Annotated in this window: 21 protein-coding genes; 19 read left to right on the top strand and 2 right to left on the bottom strand. The window is 56.8% G+C overall.

Annotation, left to right across the window (positions count from 1 at the left end; translation table 11 throughout):
- Window positions 1–65: 65 nt before the first annotated feature.
- Window positions 66–2,324 (bottom strand): primary-amine oxidase, encoded by a 2,259-nt coding sequence (gene tynA, locus AC07NP_RS11330; RefSeq protein WP_494660536.1) that lies wholly within the window; start codon window positions 2,322–2,324, stop codon window positions 66–68.
- Between the two features lie 293 nt (window positions 2,325–2,617).
- Here tynA and AC07NP_RS11325 point away from each other — a divergent pair, with 293 nt between their 5' ends.
- From AC07NP_RS11325 to AC07NP_RS11300, 6 genes are read left to right on the top strand one after another with little or no spacing between them, the layout of a single operon-like run.
- Entirely contained in the window at window positions 2,618–3,223 is a 606-nt protein-coding gene (locus tag AC07NP_RS11325) for a CDP-alcohol phosphatidyltransferase family protein (protein WP_494660535.1), read from the top strand.
- Window positions 3,220–4,137: a phosphatidate cytidylyltransferase gene (locus AC07NP_RS11320; RefSeq protein ID WP_494660534.1), complete on the top strand. Its 918-nt coding sequence runs from the start codon at window positions 3,220–3,222 to the stop codon at window positions 4,135–4,137. The genes AC07NP_RS11325 and AC07NP_RS11320 overlap by 4 nt, the downstream gene beginning before the upstream one ends.
- A 6-nt stretch (window positions 4,138–4,143) precedes the next feature.
- A complete protein-coding gene (locus AC07NP_RS11315) occupies window positions 4,144–4,800 on the top strand; it encodes a lysophospholipid acyltransferase family protein (protein WP_494660596.1) in 657 nt (218 codons plus the stop codon).
- Entirely contained in the window at window positions 4,775–6,535 is a 1,761-nt protein-coding gene (locus tag AC07NP_RS11310) for a bifunctional alpha/beta hydrolase/class I SAM-dependent methyltransferase (RefSeq protein ID WP_494660533.1), read from the top strand. The genes AC07NP_RS11315 and AC07NP_RS11310 overlap by 26 nt, the downstream gene beginning before the upstream one ends.
- A complete protein-coding gene (locus tag AC07NP_RS11305; RefSeq protein ID WP_494660532.1) occupies window positions 6,532–7,818 on the top strand; it encodes a phosphatase PAP2/dual specificity phosphatase family protein in 1,287 nt (428 codons plus the stop codon). Before AC07NP_RS11310 ends, AC07NP_RS11305 begins: the two co-directional genes overlap by 4 nt.
- Window positions 7,794–8,201: a hypothetical protein gene (locus tag AC07NP_RS11300; RefSeq protein WP_494660531.1), complete on the top strand. Its 408-nt coding sequence runs from the start codon at window positions 7,794–7,796 to the stop codon at window positions 8,199–8,201. Before AC07NP_RS11305 ends, AC07NP_RS11300 begins: the two co-directional genes overlap by 25 nt.
- A 43-nt stretch (window positions 8,202–8,244) precedes the next feature.
- Here AC07NP_RS11300 and paaZ read toward each other — a convergent pair whose 3' ends face one another.
- Window positions 8,245–10,290, bottom strand: a complete 2,046-nt coding sequence (paaZ, locus tag AC07NP_RS11295; protein ID WP_494660530.1) for a phenylacetic acid degradation bifunctional protein PaaZ — start codon at window positions 10,288–10,290, stop codon at window positions 8,245–8,247.
- A gap of 284 nt (window positions 10,291–10,574) precedes the next feature.
- Between paaZ and paaA the strand changes: the two genes are divergently transcribed.
- The 13 genes from paaA to paaY all read left to right on the top strand — a co-directional run bounded on the left by paaA (window position 10,575) and on the right by paaY (window position 21,766).
- Entirely contained in the window at window positions 10,575–11,504 is a 930-nt protein-coding gene (gene paaA / locus AC07NP_RS11290; RefSeq protein WP_203361106.1) for a 1,2-phenylacetyl-CoA epoxidase subunit PaaA, read from the top strand.
- Window positions 11,505–11,515: 11 nt separating this feature from the next.
- Complete coding sequence (paaB, locus tag AC07NP_RS11285; RefSeq protein WP_162382198.1) at window positions 11,516–11,803, top strand: 1,2-phenylacetyl-CoA epoxidase subunit PaaB; 288 nt, start codon at window positions 11,516–11,518, stop codon at window positions 11,801–11,803.
- Window positions 11,804–11,811: 8 nt separating this feature from the next.
- The gene (paaC, locus tag AC07NP_RS11280) at window positions 11,812–12,558 is read left to right on the top strand and encodes a 1,2-phenylacetyl-CoA epoxidase subunit PaaC (RefSeq protein WP_192612302.1); all 747 of its coding nucleotides are present in this window, start codon (window positions 11,812–11,814) and stop codon (window positions 12,556–12,558) included.
- 13 nt (window positions 12,559–12,571) lie between these two features.
- On the top strand, window positions 12,572–13,069 hold the full coding sequence (paaD, locus tag AC07NP_RS11275; protein WP_494660529.1) for a 1,2-phenylacetyl-CoA epoxidase subunit PaaD: 498 nt from the start codon (window positions 12,572–12,574) through the stop codon (window positions 13,067–13,069).
- 7 nt (window positions 13,070–13,076) lie between these two features.
- A complete protein-coding gene (gene paaE / locus AC07NP_RS11270; protein ID WP_494660528.1) occupies window positions 13,077–14,147 on the top strand; it encodes a 1,2-phenylacetyl-CoA epoxidase subunit PaaE in 1,071 nt (356 codons plus the stop codon).
- The gene (paaF, locus tag AC07NP_RS11265) at window positions 14,144–14,911 is read left to right on the top strand and encodes a 2,3-dehydroadipyl-CoA hydratase PaaF (protein ID WP_494660527.1); all 768 of its coding nucleotides are present in this window, start codon (window positions 14,144–14,146) and stop codon (window positions 14,909–14,911) included. Before paaE ends, paaF begins: the two co-directional genes overlap by 4 nt.
- Complete coding sequence (gene paaG / locus AC07NP_RS11260; RefSeq protein ID WP_203361270.1) at window positions 14,911–15,699, top strand: 2-(1,2-epoxy-1,2-dihydrophenyl)acetyl-CoA isomerase PaaG; 789 nt, start codon at window positions 14,911–14,913, stop codon at window positions 15,697–15,699. Before paaF ends, paaG begins: the two co-directional genes overlap by 1 nt.
- A gap of 1 nt (window position 15,700) precedes the next feature.
- On the top strand, window positions 15,701–17,128 hold the full coding sequence (gene paaH, locus AC07NP_RS11255) for a 3-hydroxyacyl-CoA dehydrogenase PaaH (RefSeq protein WP_494660526.1): 1,428 nt from the start codon (window positions 15,701–15,703) through the stop codon (window positions 17,126–17,128).
- The gene (gene paaI, locus AC07NP_RS11250; RefSeq protein WP_494660525.1) at window positions 17,118–17,540 is read left to right on the top strand and encodes a hydroxyphenylacetyl-CoA thioesterase PaaI; all 423 of its coding nucleotides are present in this window, start codon (window positions 17,118–17,120) and stop codon (window positions 17,538–17,540) included. The genes paaH and paaI overlap by 11 nt, the downstream gene beginning before the upstream one ends.
- Entirely contained in the window at window positions 17,540–18,745 is a 1,206-nt protein-coding gene (pcaF, locus tag AC07NP_RS11245) for a 3-oxoadipyl-CoA thiolase (RefSeq protein WP_494660524.1), read from the top strand. The genes paaI and pcaF overlap by 1 nt, the downstream gene beginning before the upstream one ends.
- Before the next feature lie 26 nt (window positions 18,746–18,771).
- Window positions 18,772–20,091, top strand: a complete 1,320-nt coding sequence (gene paaK, locus AC07NP_RS11240; RefSeq protein WP_203361114.1) for a phenylacetate--CoA ligase PaaK — start codon at window positions 18,772–18,774, stop codon at window positions 20,089–20,091.
- Window positions 20,092–20,234: 143 nt separating this feature from the next.
- The gene (gene paaX / locus AC07NP_RS11235) at window positions 20,235–21,188 is read left to right on the top strand and encodes a phenylacetic acid degradation operon negative regulatory protein PaaX (protein WP_203361115.1); all 954 of its coding nucleotides are present in this window, start codon (window positions 20,235–20,237) and stop codon (window positions 21,186–21,188) included.
- Window positions 21,170–21,766 (top strand): phenylacetic acid degradation protein PaaY, encoded by a 597-nt coding sequence (gene paaY, locus AC07NP_RS11230; protein ID WP_276295055.1) that lies wholly within the window; start codon window positions 21,170–21,172, stop codon window positions 21,764–21,766. Before paaX ends, paaY begins: the two co-directional genes overlap by 19 nt.
- The last annotated feature ends 309 nt before the right edge of the window (window positions 21,767–22,075 follow it).

Raw genomic sequence — 22,075 nt, 5'->3', positions numbered from 1 at the left:
GGCAGAGGGACATGAACCGCGTTGTTTTGAGTGAAGTGACCGCCGGGGCGGTCACTTCGCCTGACTTACTTCTCTTTCTTCGCCCCTAACGACGGCGTTTCGTCAAAGAAGTTCCACGGTTTCAACAGGGTATGAACCCACTCGGTTGGCATAATCGGCCACTCTTCCGCGCGGGCAACGTGGGTAGTGCCGGTTGTCATCCAGACCACGGTGTCGGTATTGTCCAGCGACTCGTTGTCTTTGGTGTACTCGCCAAGCCCCGTATCATGCGTTGAACGGTTCGGGTATTTGCCTTCCGGGAAACGTTCATCGGCATGGTAACGCGTGACCCACAGCTGTTTGTCCATAAAGCTCAGACGGTGGTAGATCCACTCATCCGGGGCGAATTTCGCGCCTGTCGCCACAGGGTGGGTACCGCCAGCGTAAGGAATGATCTGATAGGAGACCGGGTTGCCCATGCGGTTTTCTTTGTTGGTGTTACTCAGTAAACGGATGGTGCCTGGGTCAAACTTCTGCGCGGCATCTTTCTCATTACTGATATTGTACTGATCAATCTGCATGGTGCTGGTACGCGGCCCGCCAGCGGTGTTGGGTTTCACCACCGGATCCATGGCCACCAGGCTGTTATTCTCGCCATCGACGTCTAAGTCCAGGCGGAAGTTATAAATATGCTGATGGGTGGTACCGACAATATTGTGATCGATAAGCGTCCCGTAACGGGTATCGTCTTTCGCGCTCGGATCGTGCATCGTTTTCGCTTGTACGCCTTTCACCGCTTCAATCCCGGTGGCGCCAGCATCAATACCGATAGTGCCGTTCTGATGGAAAACCCAGTCAAAAATGTAGTCATAGTTGCCGACGGTACTGATCCAACGCACCACCAGTTCACGACGTTCAGTACTGACGTTAGGTTGCCCCATCTCCTGGTGCTTATATTCCGGGCCCGCGTAGCGCTCAAAAATAGCCACGGCGCGCGGGATCTCGGTCGGTTTACCGGTATAGTCCGCGATAGTTTCATTCAGCAGTACGGCGTTGCCTGGCGCATCTTTACCGCGCTCGATAGGCGAGGTCAGTGTCCCCATCCCGTAATCGCCGGAATCAAGATAGGCTTTAAAATACCAGCCAATGTCCGGGTCGCCGTAAGGCACGATCATGCCGCCGAGCGATCCTTCGTACATCACTTTGCGCTTCTTACCATTATCGTTAAACGTGACGGTTGAAATGATCGGTCCGACGCGCGAATTCAGGCGCAGGTGGAAGTCCCAGTTTTGCCAGTGGATCATGTCGCCAGTAATGGTGTAGTTCTTGCCTTCAGGTTCGACGATTTGCAGCGGTTTTACCGTCGGGGCATGGCGATCGCGACCGTCATACGCACGCGGCGTCAACGGAACCGGAATCACCGGGCCATCTTCAATTTTGATGATTTTCTTCTGCTCAAGATCGACCACGGCGACGAGGTTTTCAATTGGATGCGCCCAGTAGTTACCGTCGCCGACATCCAGGTAGCTGATCACTTTCAGTAAACGTGCATCCTGTTTTAAGCCATCTTTACCGTCAAAGTAGCCGACGGTCAGCGGGGTGGTGATCACTTTTTTCGGGTCGGTGATGCCGTGTTTTGCCAGCGCCTGGGCATACTCTTCGCTGCCATTAATCACGTTTTGTACGGTAGCGAAATCGTCCAGCAAGACCATGCCGTGGGCATCTTTGATGGGAGTCCAGGATTCAATCTTTTTGTCATCCAGGGAGACCACGCCTTCAATGATGTTTTTGCCATCCAGCATGATGACATCGGCCTTACGGGGCTGTTTCACCGGGGTTCCGTTCAGGGCGAAATCCCAGACTTCCTCTTTATTCGGCTCACGCAGTGAAATTTCGGTAAAGCGGGTATTCGGTTTGAAATCAGGCGAAGTTTTGACGATCTCGACGGCCTGTTTGATCTCGTCGGCGGTCAACGAGTTAAGCGGGTGGGGGCGCTTCTCGACCTGGAAGGTTTGATCCAGATCGGACTGAAAAACTTCATTAATGAAGCCGTCGGAGATCCAGGCTTTTTTATTCTTCATCACCACCGGAACCTGTAACGTCAGGGATTTACCATTGACGATGGCCGTTTTCGCTCCCGGCTTAACTTTAACGAAAGCGCCGTCTTTGCTGATGGTAAACATCTGCGCGTAGTCATCCCACTGCACATCTGCGCCAAAATCCTGCAGGGTTTTTGTCATTGGCAGCATATGTGCTTCACTGCCATGTGCGAATGCCTGCGACTGCCAGGAGCACAGCAGGGCGACAGCCAACGCCAGCGCTGTTTTGCGGGGAGTCAGGTCCATATATAACCTCGTCTTGTTGTGTTGTTCTGCGTTTGTGACCGCTTTTGTGCGCGGTTTATCTATCGCTAACATAGCAATATGGCTGTGGAAACGGTTTGCTTGCATTTGCCAGGTTATTTGTCAGATTTGCCAGATACCGGCCAACCGATGGCAGATGCGCGGTAATGACGCTCACTTGTTATCATTTTTTTGCGAGTCATTTCGGAAATACTCACCGCCAGGGTGAAAAGCGTTAGCCCATTGTTAATACTTGATACACTATAGGGAAGTCTATCAATTATCAGGGAAAGGTAATGACGCTTTATCAGATAAAACCCGCGTTTCAGGCACTTCTGCGTCCACTGATGTTCTGGCTGAACCGACGCCATGTGACGGCGAATCACGTTACTCTTGCCGCAATGGCGCTTTCCCTGGTCACCGGGGCGATATTGAGTTACTTCCCCGAGCCAAAACTGTTTTTCCTGCTGCCCGTTGTACTGTTTGTCCGCATGGCGCTCAACGCGCTGGACGGTATGCTGGCGCGAGAATGCCATCAACAATCTCGCCTGGGCGCTATTCTTAATGAAGTGGGCGATGTCGTGTCAGACATTGCACTTTACCTGCCGTTTCTGTTTCTGCCCGCCAGTTCGCTACCGCTGGTGTTGATGATGCTGTTCTGTGCAGCGATGACGGAATTCTGCGGCGTGCTGGTGCAAACCATTAACGGTGTTCGTAGTTACAGCGGCCCGTTGGGCAAAAGCGACAGGGCACTGGTCTTTGGCGCGTGGGGGCTGGCGCTGGCCATCTGGCCTCAGCTTGTACAGTGGAACAACCTTGTCTGGGCGCTGGCGATAGCGCTGCTGTTGTGGACGGTGGTGAACCGTTGCCGGAGCGCATTGCGTGAAGAGGGGGCGAAATGATGTTGCTGGAAAAATCACTGGCGGTCATTTTTGCTCTGTTATCGCTGGCAACGGTGGTGAACATGCTGCTGGTGTGGCTACGCCCCGGTAAAGACTGGCGCGAGCTTACGTTACGTATCCGCACCTGGTGGGTCATTATCATCCTGTTTTCGCTGGCGATGTTAAGCCCGCGCTGGCTGGCGCTGACCTTTTTCGCGATCGTCAGTTTTATGGCGTTAAAAGAGTTTTTGACGCTGGTGCCTTCGCGTCATTCCGATCGTATGCCGCTGTTGTGGATGTTTATCGCCATTCCCATCAACTACTGGCTCATCGGCATTGGCTGGTACGGCATGTTTGTGGTGTTTATTCCGGTGTATGTCTTTTTATTTTTACCGGCGCGGATGGTGATCGCCGGTGATACGCAGGGATTTTTGCGTACTGCTTCTCAGCTTCACTGGAGTCTGATGACGACTGTGTTCGCCTTCAGTCACGTCGCCTTTCTGCTGGTGCTGCCTGCTGACGACAAACAGACCGGCGCGCTACTGGTTCTCTTTCTGGTCGGTTTAACGGAGTTTAACGACATCGCCCAGTACCTGTGGGGGAAATCCATTGGGCGCATCAAGGTGACGCCGACGGTCAGCCCCAATAAAACGCTGGCAGGTTTACTGGGCGGTGTGGCGACTACGGCGCTGGCGGCGCTGTTGCTCGGGCCATTACTCACGCCGTTAAGCTGGCCGATGGCGCTGCTTGCCGGGGTGATCATTGGAGTGACCGGATTCTGTGGCGATGTGGTGATGTCGGCTATCAAGCGTGATATCGGCGTGAAAGACAGCGGGACGTTATTGCCCGGCCATGGTGGGATCCTCGACCGACTGGACTCGCTGATCTTCACGGCGCCGGTCTTTTTCCATTTTATTCGTTATTTTTGTTACTAACCTATGATGACAAAACTGCTTAGAACGTTGTTTTCATTGTGCATCGTCTGGCCGGTGATTTGGTTGTGGCTGGGGCTGCGGGTTAAACATCGTCAACGCTTACCGCAAAACGGACCGGCGATCATCGTGGCGAATCACAACAGCCATATGGATGTGTTTGCACTGTTGTCGCTGTTTCCGTTACGCCGTCAGGCGCAGATCCATCCGGTCGCGGCTGCCGACTATTTTCTGCGCAACAAATGGTTGGCCTGGTTTGCGCTCAATATCATCAATATTATCCCCATCACTCGCCAGGGGGGCGAAGCCAATCCGCTGGCACAGTGTGAACAGGCGCTTCGCGACAACAAAATACTGATTATCTTTCCGGAAGGGACGCGGGGCGAGCCAGGTAAACTGTCGCCGCTGAAATCCGGGCTGTGGCATCTGAGTCAACGGGTGCCGGACGTTCCGATTATTCCTGTCTGGCTGCGCGGAACAGAACAGGTGATGGCACGGGGAAATCGTATTCCTCTCCCGCTTTTTATTGACGTCTGTGTGGGTGAGGCGCTGCCTTGTCACCCGGAAAAAAACGTGTTTATGGATGAACTGAAGCAACAACTGTTGGCGCTTCAGCAACAAACAACAGGAAACAACGCTCATGAACCCACATCGCACGCCGGATGAACGGCATTTTCTGACCAGCGACAACTGCGAACTGTTTTACCGCCACTGGCCAGCACAGACGGAAGGGACAGCCGCCAAAGTGATTGTCCTGTTTCATCGTGGACACGAGCATTCCGGGCGTCTGCAGCATATTGTCGACGAACTGGCGATGCCAGACACCGCGTTTTATGCCTGGGATGCACGGGGGCATGGGCGTTCACCCGGCGTGCGAGGATACAGTCCGTCGCTGGCGCGTTCGGTGAAGGATGTCGATGAATTTGTGCGTTTTGCCGCTGCCGACAGCCAGGCGGCGCTGGAAGAGGTGGTGGTCGTCGCGCAAAGCGTTGGCGCGGTGATGGCGGCGACCTGGGCGCATGACTATGCCCCGCGCATTCGCGGGATGGTGCTGGCATCTCCGGCGTTTAAGGTGAAGTTGTACGTCCCGTTTGCCCGCCAGGGGCTTGCGCTGATGCACCGCCTGCGCGGACTTTTCTTCGTAAATTCCTATGTCAAAGGCAAGTATCTGACGCACGATCACGAGCGGGTGGCGAGTTTCAATCAGGACCCGCTGATTACCCGCCCGATTGCCGTCAATATCCTGCTCGATCTCTACAAAACGGCGGAACGTATTGTCAGCGACGCTGGCGCGATTACGTTGCCGGTACAACTGCTGGTCTCCGGCGAAGATTTCGTCGTGCACCGTCAACCCCAGATCGATTTTTATCAGCGTCTGCGCAATCCGCTCAAAGAATTGCATGTGTTACCCGGTTTTTATCACGACACGCTGGGCGAAAAAGAGCGTCATCTGGCCTTTGACAAAATGCGCGATTTTATCGATACGCTCTACACCAGGCCGCCACAATTCTTCGACTATCGTCACGAAGACCGCTGGAGTCCTGGCGCTGACAACTGGCGGATATTAAGCGGCGGGCCAGAACCGTTCTCCGTCGACGATCTCGCGTACCGCAGTTTGCGCTACGGCATGAAGATGCTGGGCACGCAATCTGCGGGCGTTCGGGTGGGGTTTGAAACCGGTTTTGACTCGGGCAGTACACTGGACTACGTCTATCGTAATCAGCCGCAGGGCAGCAGTGCGCTGGGGCGTCTGATTGATAAAAATTACCTCAACAGCGTCGGCTGGAAAGGCATCCGCCAGCGTAAAGCCCATCTTCAGATGTTGATCCAACAGGCAGTCGCGCAACTGAACGCGCAGGGAACGCCCGTGCGGGTGGTTGATATCGCCGCCGGTCACGGCCGCTACGTGCTCGATGCGCTGCAAGGCGAAACGGCGGTGAGCGAAATATTACTGCGCGACTACAGCGAGCTGAACGTGCTGAAAGGTCAGGAGATGATTGCGCAGCGCGGGATGGCTGGAAGAGCGCGTTTTGAACGGGGAGATGCCTTTAACCGTACGGAACTGGCCTCGCTTGAGCCGCGTCCGACGCTGGGAATTGTCTCCGGTCTGTACGAACTGTTTCCAGACAACACGCTGGTGCGAAACTCGCTTGCCGGACTGGCGGACGCCATAGAACCGGGCGGCATTTTGATCTACACCGGACAGCCCTGGCATCCGCAGTTAAAAACCATCGCCTGGTCGCTCACCAGCCACAAAGACGGTAAAGCGTGGGTGATGCGCGTGCGCACCCAGGGGGAAATGGATGCGCTGGTACACGAGGCAGGGTTCGATAAATGCGCCCAGTTGATCGATGAGTGGGGCATTTTCACTGTCTCAATGGCGGTGCGTCGCGCATCATGACGGTTCAACGCCCCATTTTTGTTCAGGGTTTCGGCTGGCTGCTGTTGCTCGCGCCGTTTTTCTTTCTGACCTACGGGCAGGTCAATCAATTCACCGCCGGACGAGACGGCATTGGCAGCATTGTTTTTGACTGGGAGCGGCATATTCCGTTTGTGCCGTTCACCATCATTCCCTACTGGAGTCTGGACCTACTGTACGGCCTGTCGCTGTTTATTTGCACTTCGCTGAATGAACAACGCCGTCTGGTCGGGCGACTGGCGCTGGCGTCGCTTATCGCCTGCGCCGGTTTCCTGCTGTTTCCACTGCGTTTTACCTTTGTCAGACCGGAAATTAACGGTCTGGCGGGCTGGTTATTCGGCCAGCTTGAACAGTTTGATTTGCCCTACAACCAGTCGCCCTCACTGCATATTATTTTATGCTGGCTGCTGTGGCGGCATTTCAACCGTCATCTGAGCGGCGGCTGGCGGGCGCTAAGCACCGGCTGGTTTTTGCTGATCGCGGTTTCTGTGCTGACGACCTGGCAGCATCACGCCATTGATGTGCTAACGGGTCTGGCGGTCGGTATGCTGATTGACTGGCTGACCCCCGTGCAGAGCAAATGGCGCTGGCAATGGGCTGGTGGAAAACATCTTACCCTGGCAGGACGCTATTTCGCGGGCGCGCTGGTCTGTCTGGCGGGAACCCTGGTGACGTACTGGCTGTGGTGGCCCGCGATTGCCTTGCTGATTGTTTCACTCGCGTATAGCGTTTTGGGCGTCGACGCGCTGCAAAAAGATGAAAAAGGGAGGTTAAGCGGCGCGACCTGGTGGCTGCTGTTGCCCTGGCGCGCGGGCATGTGGCTTTCCATGCGCCTCTACACCCGCCGTTTACCCACCATCAGCCCGCTTGCGGACGGGGTCTCGCTGGGCGTGTACCCGCGAACGCCGCCAGCGCCGCGCGCGGTACTGGATCTGACCAGCGAGTTTCCGCGTTCACGCGCCGTGCGCGATCATGCTTACCAGTGCGTCCCCCTGTTGGATCTGGTGAACCCGGACCCGGCAACGCTGCGTCTGGCGGTAAATACGCTTGAAGCGTTACGTGCCGCGCACGGAAGCGTGCTTGTCCACTGCGCTCTTGGGCTTTCGCGTAGCGCACTGGTGGCCGCGGCATGGTTGCTGTGGCGCGACCCGACACTGCACGTCGCACACGCGGTAGCACGTGTGCGCGAAGCCCGTCCGCAGGTGGTCTTCACCCCTGAACATCTGGAGTTACTGGAACAATGGAAAACAAATGTGACAGTGTAACCAGTGGAGACGATGTAGCGTCGCCCCTGCTGCAACACACCCTGTCGAGCTGGCGATTCTTGCTGCTTTTTATCCTCCCGCCGCTGATGTGGGTGGTGTTTGTCGGGCTGGCCGGGATATTCCGCGCGGTGATCGCATTGCTGTGCGGATTCGCTTTCTTTGGCTGTTGGCGAGTCTGGCTGGATGCACATTATTTAGCGGTGATCAATCAAGAGAATAATGAACAGGCGGGGGCTGCGCTCTTTTTCATCTGGCGGCGCGAACGGCTGCAAAGCTTAACGCTAAACGAGCGGCGTCAGGGGGCGCTTAAACAGTTTCGCAAGGCTTTGGGGTGGATTGCGCTGCTGTGGGCAGCCTGGCTGATTGCGCTGCTGTTTTACTAAAAAGAACCGGGCAGCCCGCAACAGGCCGCCCGGTTAACCATTATCAGGACGCGAAATCCCCGTGCTGACGTGCGACCAGCGTCAGAATAGAGTAGAGCGCGACCGGTGTCTGGTGCTGGTTAAAGACTTCGACCGCCCATTCGACGACGCCCGTCGGTTTCTCTTCCGCTGAACGCTGTTTTTTGAGCGTTTTGCGTTTGCAGGTCAGACGAACCTGAATTGTATCGCCAGGTTTCACCGGCTCGATAAAGCGCAGGTTCTCCAGCCCGTAGTTGGCGATAACCGGCCCGACGCCAGCGTCGACAAACAGCCCTGCAGCGGCAGAAAGCACAAAGTAACCGTGTACGACGCGCTCGCCAAAAATGGATTCTGCCGCGCCGATTTTGTCCATGTGCGCATAGAAGTGATCGCCACTCAGACAGGCAAAATTAACGATGTCTGCTTCGGTCATGGTGCGACGTGGCGTCAGCAAACTGTCGCCCGCCTGCAACTCTTCGAAGTATTTGCGGAAAGGGTGGATCCGGTCTTCAAGAACCTGCGCGCCACGGACCCACTGTTTGCCGATGGCGGCAAGCATGGTTGGGCTGCCCTGAATTGCGGTGCGTTGCAGGTAATGTTTCACTGCACGCAGACCGCCCAGCTCTTCACCACCGCCTGCACGTCCTGGACCGCCGTGAACCAGTTGCGGCAGCGGCGAACCGTGGCCGGTAGATTCTTTGGCGGATTCTTCATTGAGGATCTGAATACGGCCGTGGGCGCGGGCGGCACCGGCAATAAACTGACGTGCCAGCGCAGGATCTGCCGTCACCAGTGTTCCCGCCAGACTGCCGCCGCCTGCACGCGCCAGCGCCATTGCGTGGTCGGCGTGTTGATACGGCATCAGCGTTGCGACAGGACCGAAGGCTTCTGTGGCATGTACCGCCGGGGTTTCATCCGGCTGAGGGCAGAACAGCAGCGTCGGCGGGAAATACGCACCCGGCGCGGTTAAATCCGCCTGGCCGCCAAGACGCACTTCACAGCCTGCCTCGACAAGCAGGTTCACTTTTTCCTGAACGTCGGCACGCTGTTCGGCGTTGACCAGCGCCCCCATTTTGACCCCTTCCTGAGCCGGGTCGCCCACCACCACTTTACCGAGACGGGCGATTAACGCATCGCTGACCGCTTCAACCTGTGAATTTGGCACGATGATACGGCGAATGGCCGTACATTTTTGCCCGGCTTTGGCGGTCATTTCACGGACCACTTCACGGATGAACAGCGCAAATTCCGGGCTTTCTGGCGTCACGTCTTCACCGAGGACGCAGCAGTTCAGCGAGTCGGCTTCCATGGTGAAGGGGATCGAGTTTGCCACGATGTTCGGGTGAACTCGCAATGACTGACCGGTTGAGGCGGAACCGGTGAAGGTGACCACATCCTGGCTGTCGAGCTGGTCGAGTAGATCGCCTGCGCCGCCGCAAATCAGGCTAATAGCGCCGTCGGGCACCAGACCACTATCAACAATCGATTTCACCATCGCCTGTGTCACCTGGGCGGTGGCGGTTGCCGGTTTAATGATTGCCGGCATCCCGGCCAGCCAGGTAGGCGCCAGTTTTTCGAGCATGCCCCAGCACGGGAAGTTAAAGGCGTTGATGTGGACTGCCACGCCTGATTTTGACGTCAGCACATGACGCGCGGCGAAACCGCCTTCTTTGGAAAGGGGGATCAGTTCATCTTCTGGCCAGAGGGTATCGTCCGGCAGTTCACGGCTGCCCATGCTGGCATAGGCAAACAGCGTACCAATACCCCCTTCAATATCGACCCAGCTGTCTGCCCGGGTAGCGCCGGTTTGTGCGGAGAGCGCATAGAAGGTCTCTTTTTCGCCGAGCAAATGTTTGGCAACGGCTTTCAACAGGGCGGCACGTTCAATAAAGGTCATGGCCTGAAGCGCATTTCCCCCTTTATCAATGGCATACCGGCGAGCTGCGGCCATATCGAGGCCCTCGCTGGTGACTTCCCATAAGGCTTCGCCGTGGATGGCGTGATGAATCGTACGGGCGCGGCCCCGGCCAGATTGCCAGGCACCGGACAAGAAGCTGGCTAGCTGCTGCATCTCTTCTCTCCAAATGTTACGTGATCTCGCTGTGAATAGTTGATTTATGAATCATAAAAATCAAGCCTTGTTTTAATATTTTATTAACAATGTGATCGCGGAGCATTATGCGCAAACCTTTATAAGCCTGAATATAAAGGGAAATGATAAATCACCTGCGAATCGCGTCACAAATTACACAAACAAACCTTGGGGTTTTAATTAACTATTGTGTAACGTTTGTAAAACAACGTGATTCATTTTTTGTTTTAAATCACGAAAACTGGAATCGTAAAGGTGATGACGTGACCGAAGAACAACGCTTTGAGCAACGCATAGCGCAGGAGACGGCAATCGAGCCCCAGGATTGGATGCCCGAGGCCTACCGTAAAACGCTGATCCGCCAGATAGGTCAGCATGCGCATTCCGAAATTGTCGGTATGTTGCCGGAAGGCAACTGGATCACCCGCGCGCCGACGCTGCGTCGTAAAGCCATTTTACTGGCGAAGGTGCAGGACGAAGCCGGGCACGGTCTGTATCTCTATAGCGCGGCGGAAACCCTGGGCTGCGCCCGGGAAGACATCTATCAGAAGATGCTCGATGGGCGCATGAAATACTCCTCCATCTTTAATTATCCCACCCTGAGCTGGGCGGACATCGGCGTGATCGGCTGGCTGGTTGACGGCGCCGCGATTGTGAATCAGGTGGCGCTGTGCCGTACCTCCTACGGACCGTACGCCCGGGCGATGGTGAAAATCTGTAAAGAGGAAAGCTTTCACCAGCGTCAGGGATTCGAAGCCTGTATGGCTCTGGCACAGGGGAGCGAGGATCAGCGTCAGATGCTACAGGACGCCATCAATCGTTTCTGGTGGCCGGCGTTGATGATGTTTGGACCGAACGACGATAACTCGCCGAACAGCGCCCAAAGCCTGGCGTGGAAAATCAAACGTTTTGGTAACGACGAACTGCGTCAGCGTTTTGTCGACAACACCGTCCCGCAGGTTGAAATGCTGGGCATGACCGTACCGGATGCGGATCTGCGCTTTGACGCTGAAAGCGGCCACTACCGCTTTGGCGAGATCGACTGGCAGGAGTTCAACGAGGTGATCAACGGCCGCGGCGTGTGTAACCAGGAACGTCTGGATGCCAAACGCAAAGCGTGGGAAGAGGGGGCGTGGGTGCGCGAAGCCGCACTGGCACATGCGCAAAAACAACACGCCTGCAAGGTCGCTTAAGGGGAAACACAATGAGCAAAGTTTACTGGCCGTTATATGAAGTTTTTGTTCGCGGTAAGCAGGGATTATCGCACCGCCACGTGGGTAGCCTGCACGCAGCCGACGATCGGATGGCGCTGGAGAATGCGCGTGACGCCTACACCCGCCGCAGCGAAGGGTGTTCGATTTGGGTAGTGAAGGCGAGCGAAATCGTCGCCTCCCAGCCGGAAGAGCGTGGTGAGTTCTTCGACCCGTCGGAAAGTAAGGTATATCGCCATCCGACGTTTTACACCATCCCCGATGGCATTGAGCACATGTGAGGCAGGGAATGAAAACGTTAACCGCTTATACCCTGCGTCTGGGTGACAACTGCCTGATTCTGTCGCAACGCCTTGGCGCGTGGTGTGGACATGCGCCGGAGCTGGAGATTGATCTCGCGCTCGCCAACATTGGTCTGGATTTGCTGGGCCAGGCGCGCAACTTCTTAAGTTATGCCGCCGAACTGGAAGGCGCGGGCGATGAAGATACGCTCGCCTTTGGCCGCGATGAGCGCCAGTTTCGCAACTTACTGCTGGTCGAACAGCCAAACGGCAACTTTGCCGACACCCTCGTGCGTCAGTATTTCATTGATGCCTGGCACGTGGCGCTGTTCACCCGTCTCACACTCAGCCGCGATCAGCAGCTTGCTGCCATCGCCGCCAAAGCGATTAAAGAAGCGCGTTATCACCTGCGTTTTAGCCGCGGCTGGCTGGAGCGTCTGGGCAACGGTACTGACGTGTCAGCGCAAAAAATGCAGCAGGCGGTCAACAATCTCTGGCGCTTTACCGCCGAATTGTTCGACGCCGATGAGATTGATATCGCCCTGAGCGACGCCGGTATTGCCGTTCATCCCGCGCAGTTACGTGCGGAATGGGAAGCGGAAGTGTTCGCCGGGTTGCGTGAAGCAACGCTCACGACGCCAGAAGAAGCGGCTTACCGCACAGGCGGTAAAAAAGGGCTGCACACCGAACATCTGGGACCGATGCTGGCGGAAATGCAGTACCTCCAGCGCGCTTATCCTGGTCAGCAGTGGTAACGGAGGAGTCGTCATGCAACGTCTGGCAGAGATAGCCCCGGCACAAATACGCGAAATCTGGAATCTGCTTAGCGCGATCCCGGACCCGGAAATTCCGGTGCTGACCATTACCGATCTCGGCATGGTGCGCAGCGTCGCACAGCAGGGAGACGGTTGGGTCATCGGCTTTACGCCAACCTATTCCGGCTGCCCGGCGACGGAACATCTGATAGGCGCTATCCGCGAGGCGATGACGACGCACGGTTTTACGCCCGTTCACATTGTACTGCGCCTCGATCCTGCCTGGACTACCGACTGGATGACGCCGGATGCCCGTGAACGCCTGCGCCAGTACGGCATCAGCCCGCCGGTCGGACACAGTTGCCATGCGCATCTTCCGGCCGAGGTGAGTTGCCCGCGCTGCGGCAGCGTTCACACGTCGCTTATCAGTGAATTTGGTTCAACGGCCTGCAAGGCGCTCTGGCGCTGCGACAGCTGCCGTGAACCCTTCGATTATTTCAAATGTATTTGAGGTTGCCATGACAACGTTTCATTCCTTAACGGTGGCAAAAGTAGAACCCGAAACCCGCGATGCGGTGACCATCACCTTTGCGGTGCCGCCCGCGTTACAGGACGCGTATCGCTTTCGTCCAGGTCAACACCTGACGCTGAAAGCGCAGCTGGCAGGGACGGAGCTACGCCGCTGCTACTCCATCTGTCGTAGCCTGAATCCGGGCGAGATAAGCGTGGCAGTTAAAGCTATCGAGGGCGGACGTTTCTCCCGCTATGCCCGCGACGAGATCAAACAAGGTATGACGCTGGACGTGATGGTACCGCAGGGCCATTTCGGCTATCAGCCGCAAGCCCAGCGCAGCGGACGCTATCTGGCGATTGCCGCAGGTTCCGGCATTACGCCGATGCTGGCGATTTTGTCTGCCACCCTGCAAACCGAAACCGCCAGCGAGTTCACGCTGATTTACGGTAACCGCAGCAGCCAGAGCATGATGTTTCGCCAGGCGCTGGCCGACCTGAAAGACAAATATCCGCAGCGTCTGCAACTGGTCTGCGTCTTCAGTCAGGAGACGATGGACAGCGATTTGCTGCACGGGCGTATTGACGGTGAGAAATTGACGGCGCTGGCCACTCATCTGGTCGATTACAGCCAGTTCGACGCGGCCTTCATCTGTGGCCCGGCGGCGATGATGGACGAGGCGGAAGTCACGCTTAAAGCGCTCGGGATGCCGGAAAAGGCCATTCATCTGGAGCGGTTCAACACCCCAGGTTCTGCGGTAAAACGCACGACCAGCGTCCAGACGGAAGGGCAGAAAGTGACCGTTCGTCAGGATGGCCGTGACCGTGAAATCACGCTGTCTGCTGATGACGAAAGCATTCTTGATGCGGCGCTGCGTCAGGGCGCTGACTTACCGTACGCCTGTAAAGGCGGGGTATGCGCCACCTGTAAATGCAAAGTGGTGCGTGGAAAAGTGGACATGGTCACCAACTACAGCCTGGAGCCGGACGAACTGGCGGCGGGTTATGTTCTGAGCTGTCAGGCGCTGCCGCTGACCAGCGATGTGGTTGTCGACTTTGACGCGAAGGGGATGGCATGAACGAACTTATTGTCACCCGTCACGACCGCGTATTGCAGCTGACGCTGAACCGTCCGGCGGCGCGTAATGCCCTGAACAATGCTCTGCTGGCGCAACTGGCGAGCGAACTGGAAGCCGCCGCGAGCGACAGCAGTATTTCTGTCTGCGTCATCACCGGCAACGAACGTTTTTTTGCCGCCGGTGCCGATCTCAATGAAATGGCGGAAAAAGATCTGCCCGCCACGCTCAACGACGCGCGTGTCCATCTGTGGGTCCGCATCAACGCTTTTAATAAGCCGTTGATCGCCGCAGTCAACGGTTACGCGCTGGGCGCCGGTTGTGAGCTGGCGCTGCTGTGCGATGTGGTGATTGCCGGGGATAACGCCCGTTTTGGTCTGCCGGAGATTACGCTGGGCATTATGCCAGGCGCCGGTGGAACGCAGCGTCTGATTCGCAGCGTCGGGAAATCGCTCGCCAACAAAATGGTGCTGACCGGTGAGAGCATTACCGCGCAGCAGGCGTTGCAGTCGGGGCTGGTCAGCGATGTCTACCCGGCAGCGCTGACGCTGGAGTATGCGTTAAAACAGGCGGCGCTGATGGCGCGCCATTCGCCGCTGGCGCTGCAGGCGGCAAAGCAGGCGCTACGCCAGTCGCAGGAAGTCCCCCTCCAGGCAGGACTGGCGCAAGAACGCCAGCTCTTTACGCTGCTTTCGGCAACGGAAGATCGCCGGGAAGGGATCGACGCATTTTTGCAAAAACGCTCACCGGTTTTTAAAGGACGCTAATCATGGATTTCATTCTGAGTCATGTAGAACAGGGCGTGATGACGATTACGCTCAACCGCCCGGAGCGTCTGAACAGTTTCAATGACGTGATGCACCAGCAATTGTCCGAGTGCCTGAAACAGGCCGAGCGCGATGACACCATCCGCTGTCTGCTGGTGACCGGGGCCGGGCGCGGTTTTTGCGCCGGACAGGATCTTAACGATCGTAACGTCGACCCTAATGGACCCGCGCCCGACCTGGGCATGTCGGTGGAACGTTTCTATAACCCGCTGGTGCGCCGCCTGGCAAAACTGCCTAAACCGGTCATCTGCGCGGTGAACGGTGTCGCGGCAGGCGCCGGGGCAACGCTGGCGCTGGGTTGCGATATCGTCATCGCTGCCCGCTCGGCAAATTTTGTGATGGCGTTCAGCAAATTAGGGTTAGTGCCTGATTGTGGCGGCACCTGGCTGTTGCCGCGCGTAGCGGGGCGAGCGCGTGCGATGGGACTGGCGCTGCTGGGCGACAAGCTGAGCGCAGAGCAGGCGCACAGCTGGGGCATGATCTGGCAGGTGGTGGACGATGAAAAACTCTCCGACACCGCACAGCAACTGGCACTTCATCTGGCGGCGCAGCCCACCTTTGGGCTGGGATTGATCAAACAGGCTCTCAACCACGCAGAAACCAGCACGCTGGATGCACAGCTCGATCTGGAGCGCGATTATCAGCGTCTGGCGGGCCGAAGTGCCGATTACCGGGAAGGCGTCAGCGCATTTCTCGCCAAACGTTCGCCGCAGTTCACGGGGAAATAAGATGATGACACGTGTACAGACCGTCGCGGTGATTGGCAGTGGCACGATGGGGGCGGGCATTGCAGAAGTTGCCGCCAGCCACGGTCATCAGGTGCTGCTGTATGACATTTCGGCAGCCGCCGTTTCTCGCGGTGTTGACGGTATTCGCCGTCGCCTCGAATCTCGCGTGGCGCGCGGCAAATTAACGGCGGCAGCCTGTGAGACGACGCTGGCGCGACTGGTTCCGGTGACCGATATCGACTCGCTGGCGGCGGCGGATCTGGTGATTGAAGCGGCGTCAGAACGCCTTGAGATCAAACAGGCGCTGTTTTCCCAGCTGGCGGAAATTTGCCAGCCTCACACGCTACTGACCAGCAATACCTCGTCGATCTCCATTACGGCGATTGCCGCAAGCGTAAGCCATCCTGAGCGTGTCGCCGGACTGCACTTTTTCAATCCCGCACCGGTGATGAAACTGGTTGAAGTCGTCAGCGGATTAGCGACCTCAGAGGCGGTGGTGGAGCAACTGTGCAATCTGGCGATGAGCTGGGGGAAACAGCCCGTCCGCTGCCAGTCTACGCCTGGATTTATCGTCAATCGGGTGGCTCGCCCGTTCTATTCGGAAGCCTGGCGCGCGCTGGAAGAACAGGTTGCAGCGCCGGAGGTCATTGATGCCGCGCTGCGTGGCGGCGGTGGTTTCCCGATGGGACCGCTGGAATTGACCGACCTGATCGGTCAGGACGTCAACTTTGCGGTGACCTGCTCGGTGTTTAACGCGTTCTGGCAGGAACGCCGTTTTCTGCCTTCGCTGGTTCAACAAGAACTGGTGATGGCGGGGCGTCTGGGCAAAAAAAGCGGTCACGGCGTCTATGACTGGCGTACCGAACGTGCGCCCGCTGAGGTTGTCGGGGCGGTGAGTGCGAGCTACGGCCCGGTGAAGATTGAAAAGAGAAGTGACGGTGTCACTGAGCTTGACGATGTACTGCTGATTGAAACGCAGGGCGAAACCGCCCAGGCGCTGGCCTTGCGCACCGGGCGCGCGGTGGTGGTGGTGGATCGCATGGAAGGCGATGTGGCGATTGTCGCCGCCGCCGACAGCAATCCACGCTCAGCGACGCAAAAAGCGATTTATTACCTGCAGCAGCAGGGGAAAAACGTTCTGCACATCGCGGACTATCCGGGGTTACTGGTCTGGCGTACCGTCGCGATGATCGTGAACGAAGCGCTGGATACGCTGCAAAAAGGGGTCGCCAGCGAACAGGATATCGATACCGCCATGCGGCTTGGCGTTAATTATCCGTACGGGCCTCTCGCATGGGGGGAACGTCTCGGCTGGCAACGCCTGCTGATTCTGCTGGAAAACCTGCAACGCCATTACGGTGAAGAACGTTATCGCCCTTGCTCACTGCTGCGCCAGCGTGCGCTTCTGGAGTCTGGTTATGAGTCATAACGCCTGGCAAAACGCCCACGCTATGTACGAAAACGACGCCTGCGCAAAAGCGCTGGGGATCAACATTACTGAGATGGGTGACGGCTTTGCTGTGTTGACGATGACCGTCACGCCGCAAATGTTGAATGGGCATCAGAGCTGCCACGGCGGGCAACTGTTTTCCCTGGCGGATACCGCGTTCGCCTACGCCTGCAACAGTCAGGGTCTGGCGGCGGTGGCCTCGGCCTGCACCATTGATTTTTTACGCCCGGGATTTGTGGGCGATGTTCTGACGGCGACCGCGCAGGTTCGCCATCAGGGCAAAAAAACCGGTGTTTACGATATCGAAATTGTTAACCAACAGCAGAAAACGGTCGCGCTGTTTCGCGGTAAATCTCACCGCACCGGCGGCACCATTACAGGAGAAGCCTGATGCGCGATGCATTTATTTGTGACGGAATCCGTACACCTATTGGTCGCTACGGCGGCGCGTTGTCTGGCATACGTGCTGATGATTTAGGGGCCATCCCACTGCGTGAACTGCTGGTGCGTAACCCGACGCTTGACGCGCAATGTATTGATGACGTGATTTTCGGCTGCGCCAACCAGGCGGGCGAAGATAACCGCAACGTGGCGCGTATGTCATCACTGTTGGCGGGGCTGCCGCAAACCGTTTCCGGTACCACCATCAACCGTTTGTGCGGTTCTGGTCTGGATGCGCTGGGCTTTGCCGCGCGAGCCATTAAATCGGGCGACAGCGATCTGCTGATCGCAGGCGGCGTGGAGTCAATGTCGCGTGCACCTTTCGTGATGGGCAAGGCGACCAGCGCATTTTCGCGTCAGGCAGAGATGTTTGATACCACCATTGGCTGGCGATTTGTGAACCCGCTCATGGAGCAGCAATTTGGTACTGACAGCATGCCGGAAACGGCAGAGAATGTAGCTGAGTTGTTAAGGGTAACGCGTGAGGATCAAGATGCCTTTGCGTTACGCAGTCAGCAACGGACGGCGAGAGCGCAAGAGATGGGGATCCTGGCGCAGGAAATCGTTCCGGTCGTGTTGAAGAATAAAAAAGGTGCCGTAACAGAAATACAACATGACGAGCACCCGCGTGCGGAAACGACCCTCGCGCAGCTCAACGCGCTAAAAGCCCCGTTTCGTCGTGATGGCGTCGTTACCGCAGGTAATGCGTCTGGCGTTAATGACGGTGCCGCAGCGCTGATTGTCGCCAGCGAACAGATGGCCATTGCGCAGGGACTGACGCCGCGGGCACGTATTGTCGCGATGGCAACAGCCGGGGTTGAGCCGCGCCTGATGGGACTGGGTCCGGTGCCTGCCACTCGCAAAGTGCTGGAGCGTGCCGGTCTGAGTATTCACGATATGGACGTTATCGAACTGAATGAAGCGTTTGCCGCCCAGGCGCTGGGTGTGCTACGTGAGCTGGGGCTGGCAGATGATGCCCCGCATGTTAACCCCAATGGTGGTGCGATTGCGTTAGGCCATCCGTTGGGGATGAGTGGTGCCCGGCTGGCGTTAGCCGCGACACACGAGCTGCATCGCCGCAACGGTCGTTACGCGTTGTGCACGATGTGTATCGGCGTGGGTCAGGGCATTGCCATGATTCTGGAACGTGTTTGAGCATAACAACCTGCGAGTACCCTACAATGACAACGAAAACAACAACACAACTGGATCCGATTGAAACCGCGTCTCTGGATGAATTACAGGCGCTGCAAACCCAGCGTCTGAAGTGGACGCTGAAACATGCTTACGACAACGTTCCAATGTATCGCCGCAAATTTGATGCCGCTGGCGTGCATCCTGACGATTTCAAAGAGCTGGCCGACCTGCGCAAATTCCCGTGTACCACCAAACAGGATCTGCGTGATAACTACCCGTTCGACACCTTTGCGGTGCCGATGGAGCAGGTGGTGCGTATCCATGCCTCTTCGGGCACTACCGGCAAGCCGACAGTCGTCGGCTATACCCAAAATGATATTGATACCTGGGCGAATATTGTCGCTCGCTCACTGCGCGCAGCAGGCGGCACCGCGAAAGATAAAATTCATGTCGCCTACGGTTACGGACTGTTCACCGGCGGGCTTGGCGCGCACTACGGCGCGGAGCGTTTAGGGGCCACGGTCATTCCGATGTCCGGCGGACAAACCGAAAAACAGGCGCAGCTGATCCGTGATTTCCAGCCCGATATGATTATGGTGACGCCGTCCTACTGCCTGAACTTAATTGAAGAACTGGAGCGCCAGATGGGTGGCGACGCCAGTCAGTGCTCTCTGCGTGTCGGCGTGTTTGGCGCGGAACCGTGGACGCAGGCGATGCGTAAAGAAATTGAGCGCCGTCTGGGGATAACCGCGCTGGATATTTATGGCTTGTCCGAAGTGATGGGACCTGGCGTGGCGATGGAGTGTATCGAAACGGCGGACGGTCCGACCATCTGGGAAGATCACTTCTACCCGGAAATCGTCAACCCGAATGATGGCACGCCGCTGGACGATGGCGAGCAGGGCGAATTACTGTTCACCACCCTGACCAAAGAGGCGTTGCCGGTGATTCGTTACCGTACCCGTGACCTGACGCGTTTGCTGCCGGGCACCGCCCGCACAATGCGCCGTATGGACCGCATCAGTGGCCGCAGCGACGACATGCTGATTATTCGCGGCGTGAACGTCTTCCCATCGCAACTTGAAGAAGAGATCGTCAAGCTCGAGCATCTGTCGCCGCATTACCAGCTTGAGGTGAACCGTCGCGGGCATCTGGATTCACTCTCCGTGAAGGTGGAACTGAAAGAGAGCAGCCTGACGCTGACCCATGAACAGCGCTGCCAGGTGTGCCATCAGTTGCGCCACCGCATCAAATCGATGGTCGGTATTTCGACTGACGTGATGATTGTGAACTGCGGCAGTATTCCGCGTTCAGAGGGGAAAGCCTGCCGCGTGTTCGATTTACGCAACATCGCCAACGTGTAAGTCTTGCCGGATGGCAGCGTAAACACCTTATCCGGCCTACAGGTTGACCGTAGGTCGGGTAAGCGTCGCGCCACCCGACAAAGTCCTCGCATAAACCTATGCTATGATGCGTAAATCTGAACAATAACAACAGAATGAGTCACATGAGTAAACTCGATACCTTCATCCAGCATGCGGTTAGCTCGGGCCACATCAGTGGAACCTCACTCATCTCTTCGCTTTATGGCGACTCGCTCTCTCATCGCGGCGGTGAAATCTGGCTCGGGAGTCTGGCTGCGTTGCTGGAAGGGCTGGGCTTTGGCGAGCGCTTTGTGCGTACCGCGCTGTTTCGACTCAATAAAGAGGGCTGGCTGAATGTTTCGCGTCTGGGCCGCCGTAGTTTCTACAGTCTGAGTGACAAAGGTCTGCGTTTAACCCGACGAGCAGAAAACAAAATCTATCGCGCGGAACAGCCCGCATGGGATGGCAAATGGCTGCTGCTGTTGTCTGAAGGGTTAGACAAAAACACCCTCGCGGATGTGAAAAAACAGCTGATCTGGCAGGGGTTTGGTACCCTGGCACCCAGTCTGATGGCGTCGCCGTCACAACAGCTTGCGGATGTGCAGTCGTTGTTGCACGAGGCCGGTGTCGCGGAGAACGTTATCTGCTTTGAGGCGCATTCTCCGCTGGCACTGTCGCGCGCGGCGCTGCGTGCCCGGGTTGAAGAGTGCTGGCAACTCACCGAGCAAAACGTCATGTATGAGTCGTTTATCGACGCATTTCGCCCGTTGCTGCCCCTGTTGAAAGAGGTGGGGCCAGACGAATTAACCCCGCAGCGCGCGTTTCATATTCAACTGCTGTTAATCCATTTTTATCGACGCGTGGTGCTCAAAGATCCGCTATTGCCCGAAGAGTTATTACCGGCGCATTGGGCAGGACAGACGGCGCGTCAGTTATGTATCAATATTTATCAACGTGTTGCCCCAGGCGCGCTGGCGTTTGTCAGTGAAAAAGGGGAAACCTCGGTAGGAGAATTGCCGTCGCCGGGCAGTCTCTGGTTCCAGCGTTTTGGCGGTCTGAGCGTAGATCAGGAGGCAGTATGCCAGTTTATCAAATAGATGGATTGACCCCGGTGGTGCCTGAAGAGAGTTATGTACATCCGACGGCCGTATTGATTGGCGATGTGATCCTGGGCAAAGGGGTCTATGTGGGGCCGAACGCCAGTCTGCGGGGAGATTTTGGGCGTATCGTCGTTAAAGATGGGGCGAACATTCAGGATAACTGCGTGATGCATGGTTTTCCTGAGCAGGACACCGTGGTGGAAGAGAACGGCCATATTGGGCACAGTGCGATTCTGCACGGCTGTACTATCCGTCGCAACGCGCTCGTTGGTATGAACGCGGTGGTGATGGACGGGGCGGTGATCGGTGAAAACAGCATCGTCGGTGCCGCCGCGTTTGTGAAAGCGAAAGCCGAAATGCCAGCGGACTACCTGATTATCGGTAGCCCGGCGAAAGCGATTCGTGCGCTGAGCGCACAGGAGATGGCGTGGAAGCAGCAGGGCACGCGTGAGTATCAGGTGCTGGTAGAGCGTTGCAAACTGACGATGCATCAGGTGGAGCCGCTGCGGGAAGAGGAATCGGGCCGTAAACGTCTGCAATTTGATGAGAATCTGCGGCCGAAGTCGGCCATTTAAGCGCTAGCCTTCTCGGGAAAGGGTGCTAATCGCGTCTGTAATGCTGATTAGAGAACCTGTCACTCTGGCGAAGGGTGACGTTCACCTTATGTTCATTGCTTCTCTGAAGCCACACTACCTGTGAACGTGCAAGGGAGGCTCACCGCCGCCTCCCTTGCAACCCTGGCTCCCGGCGGGAAAATCGTCGCTTCGCGATATATTCGCCTTATTCCGTCTGCCTTTCGGGTCGGGGTGAAGTGGTTTAATAGTTTTAGACACGCTCAGAGGTTATATATTACATAACTGATGAGGTGAAAAATGAATTCACGC

Source organism: Citrobacter sp. GW821-FHT07H02, assembly GCF_059418505.1.
Note: the sequence above shows the minus strand (reverse complement) of the source record. Positions and strands in the feature narration are given on the sequence as shown.

Excerpts from the sequence above, each read along its gene's own strand:
- AC07NP_RS11305 (WP_494660532.1), top strand. The coding sequence starts at position 6,532 with ATGACGGTTCAACGCCCCATTTTTGTTCAGGGTTTCGGCTGGCTGCTG.
- tynA (WP_494660536.1), bottom strand. The coding sequence starts at position 2,324 with ATGGACCTGACTCCCCGCAAAACAGCGCTGGCGTTGGCTGTCGCCCTG.
- AC07NP_RS11310 (WP_494660533.1), top strand. The coding sequence starts at position 4,775 with ATGAACCCACATCGCACGCCGGATGAACGGCATTTTCTGACCAGCGAC.
- AC07NP_RS11315 (WP_494660596.1), top strand. The coding sequence starts at position 4,144 with ATGACAAAACTGCTTAGAACGTTGTTTTCATTGTGCATCGTCTGGCCG.
- AC07NP_RS11300 (WP_494660531.1), top strand. The coding sequence starts at position 7,794 with ATGGAAAACAAATGTGACAGTGTAACCAGTGGAGACGATGTAGCGTCG.
- paaK (WP_203361114.1), top strand. The coding sequence starts at position 18,772 with ATGACAACGAAAACAACAACACAACTGGATCCGATTGAAACCGCGTCT.
- paaF (WP_494660527.1), top strand. The coding sequence starts at position 14,144 with ATGAACGAACTTATTGTCACCCGTCACGACCGCGTATTGCAGCTGACG.
- pcaF (WP_494660524.1), top strand. The coding sequence starts at position 17,540 with ATGCGCGATGCATTTATTTGTGACGGAATCCGTACACCTATTGGTCGC.
- paaI (WP_494660525.1), top strand. The coding sequence starts at position 17,118 with ATGAGTCATAACGCCTGGCAAAACGCCCACGCTATGTACGAAAACGAC.
- AC07NP_RS11325 (WP_494660535.1), top strand. The coding sequence starts at position 2,618 with ATGACGCTTTATCAGATAAAACCCGCGTTTCAGGCACTTCTGCGTCCA.
- paaZ (WP_494660530.1), bottom strand. The coding sequence starts at position 10,290 with ATGCAGCAGCTAGCCAGCTTCTTGTCCGGTGCCTGGCAATCTGGCCGG.
- AC07NP_RS11320 (WP_494660534.1), top strand. The coding sequence starts at position 3,220 with ATGATGTTGCTGGAAAAATCACTGGCGGTCATTTTTGCTCTGTTATCG.
- paaH (WP_494660526.1), top strand. The coding sequence starts at position 15,701 with ATGATGACACGTGTACAGACCGTCGCGGTGATTGGCAGTGGCACGATG.
- paaY (WP_276295055.1), top strand. The coding sequence starts at position 21,170 with ATGCCAGTTTATCAAATAGATGGATTGACCCCGGTGGTGCCTGAAGAG.
- paaX (WP_203361115.1), top strand. The coding sequence starts at position 20,235 with ATGAGTAAACTCGATACCTTCATCCAGCATGCGGTTAGCTCGGGCCAC.
- paaE (WP_494660528.1), top strand. The coding sequence starts at position 13,077 with ATGACAACGTTTCATTCCTTAACGGTGGCAAAAGTAGAACCCGAAACC.
- paaC (WP_192612302.1), top strand. The coding sequence starts at position 11,812 with ATGAAAACGTTAACCGCTTATACCCTGCGTCTGGGTGACAACTGCCTG.
- paaB (WP_162382198.1), top strand. The coding sequence starts at position 11,516 with ATGAGCAAAGTTTACTGGCCGTTATATGAAGTTTTTGTTCGCGGTAAG.
- paaD (WP_494660529.1), top strand. The coding sequence starts at position 12,572 with ATGCAACGTCTGGCAGAGATAGCCCCGGCACAAATACGCGAAATCTGG.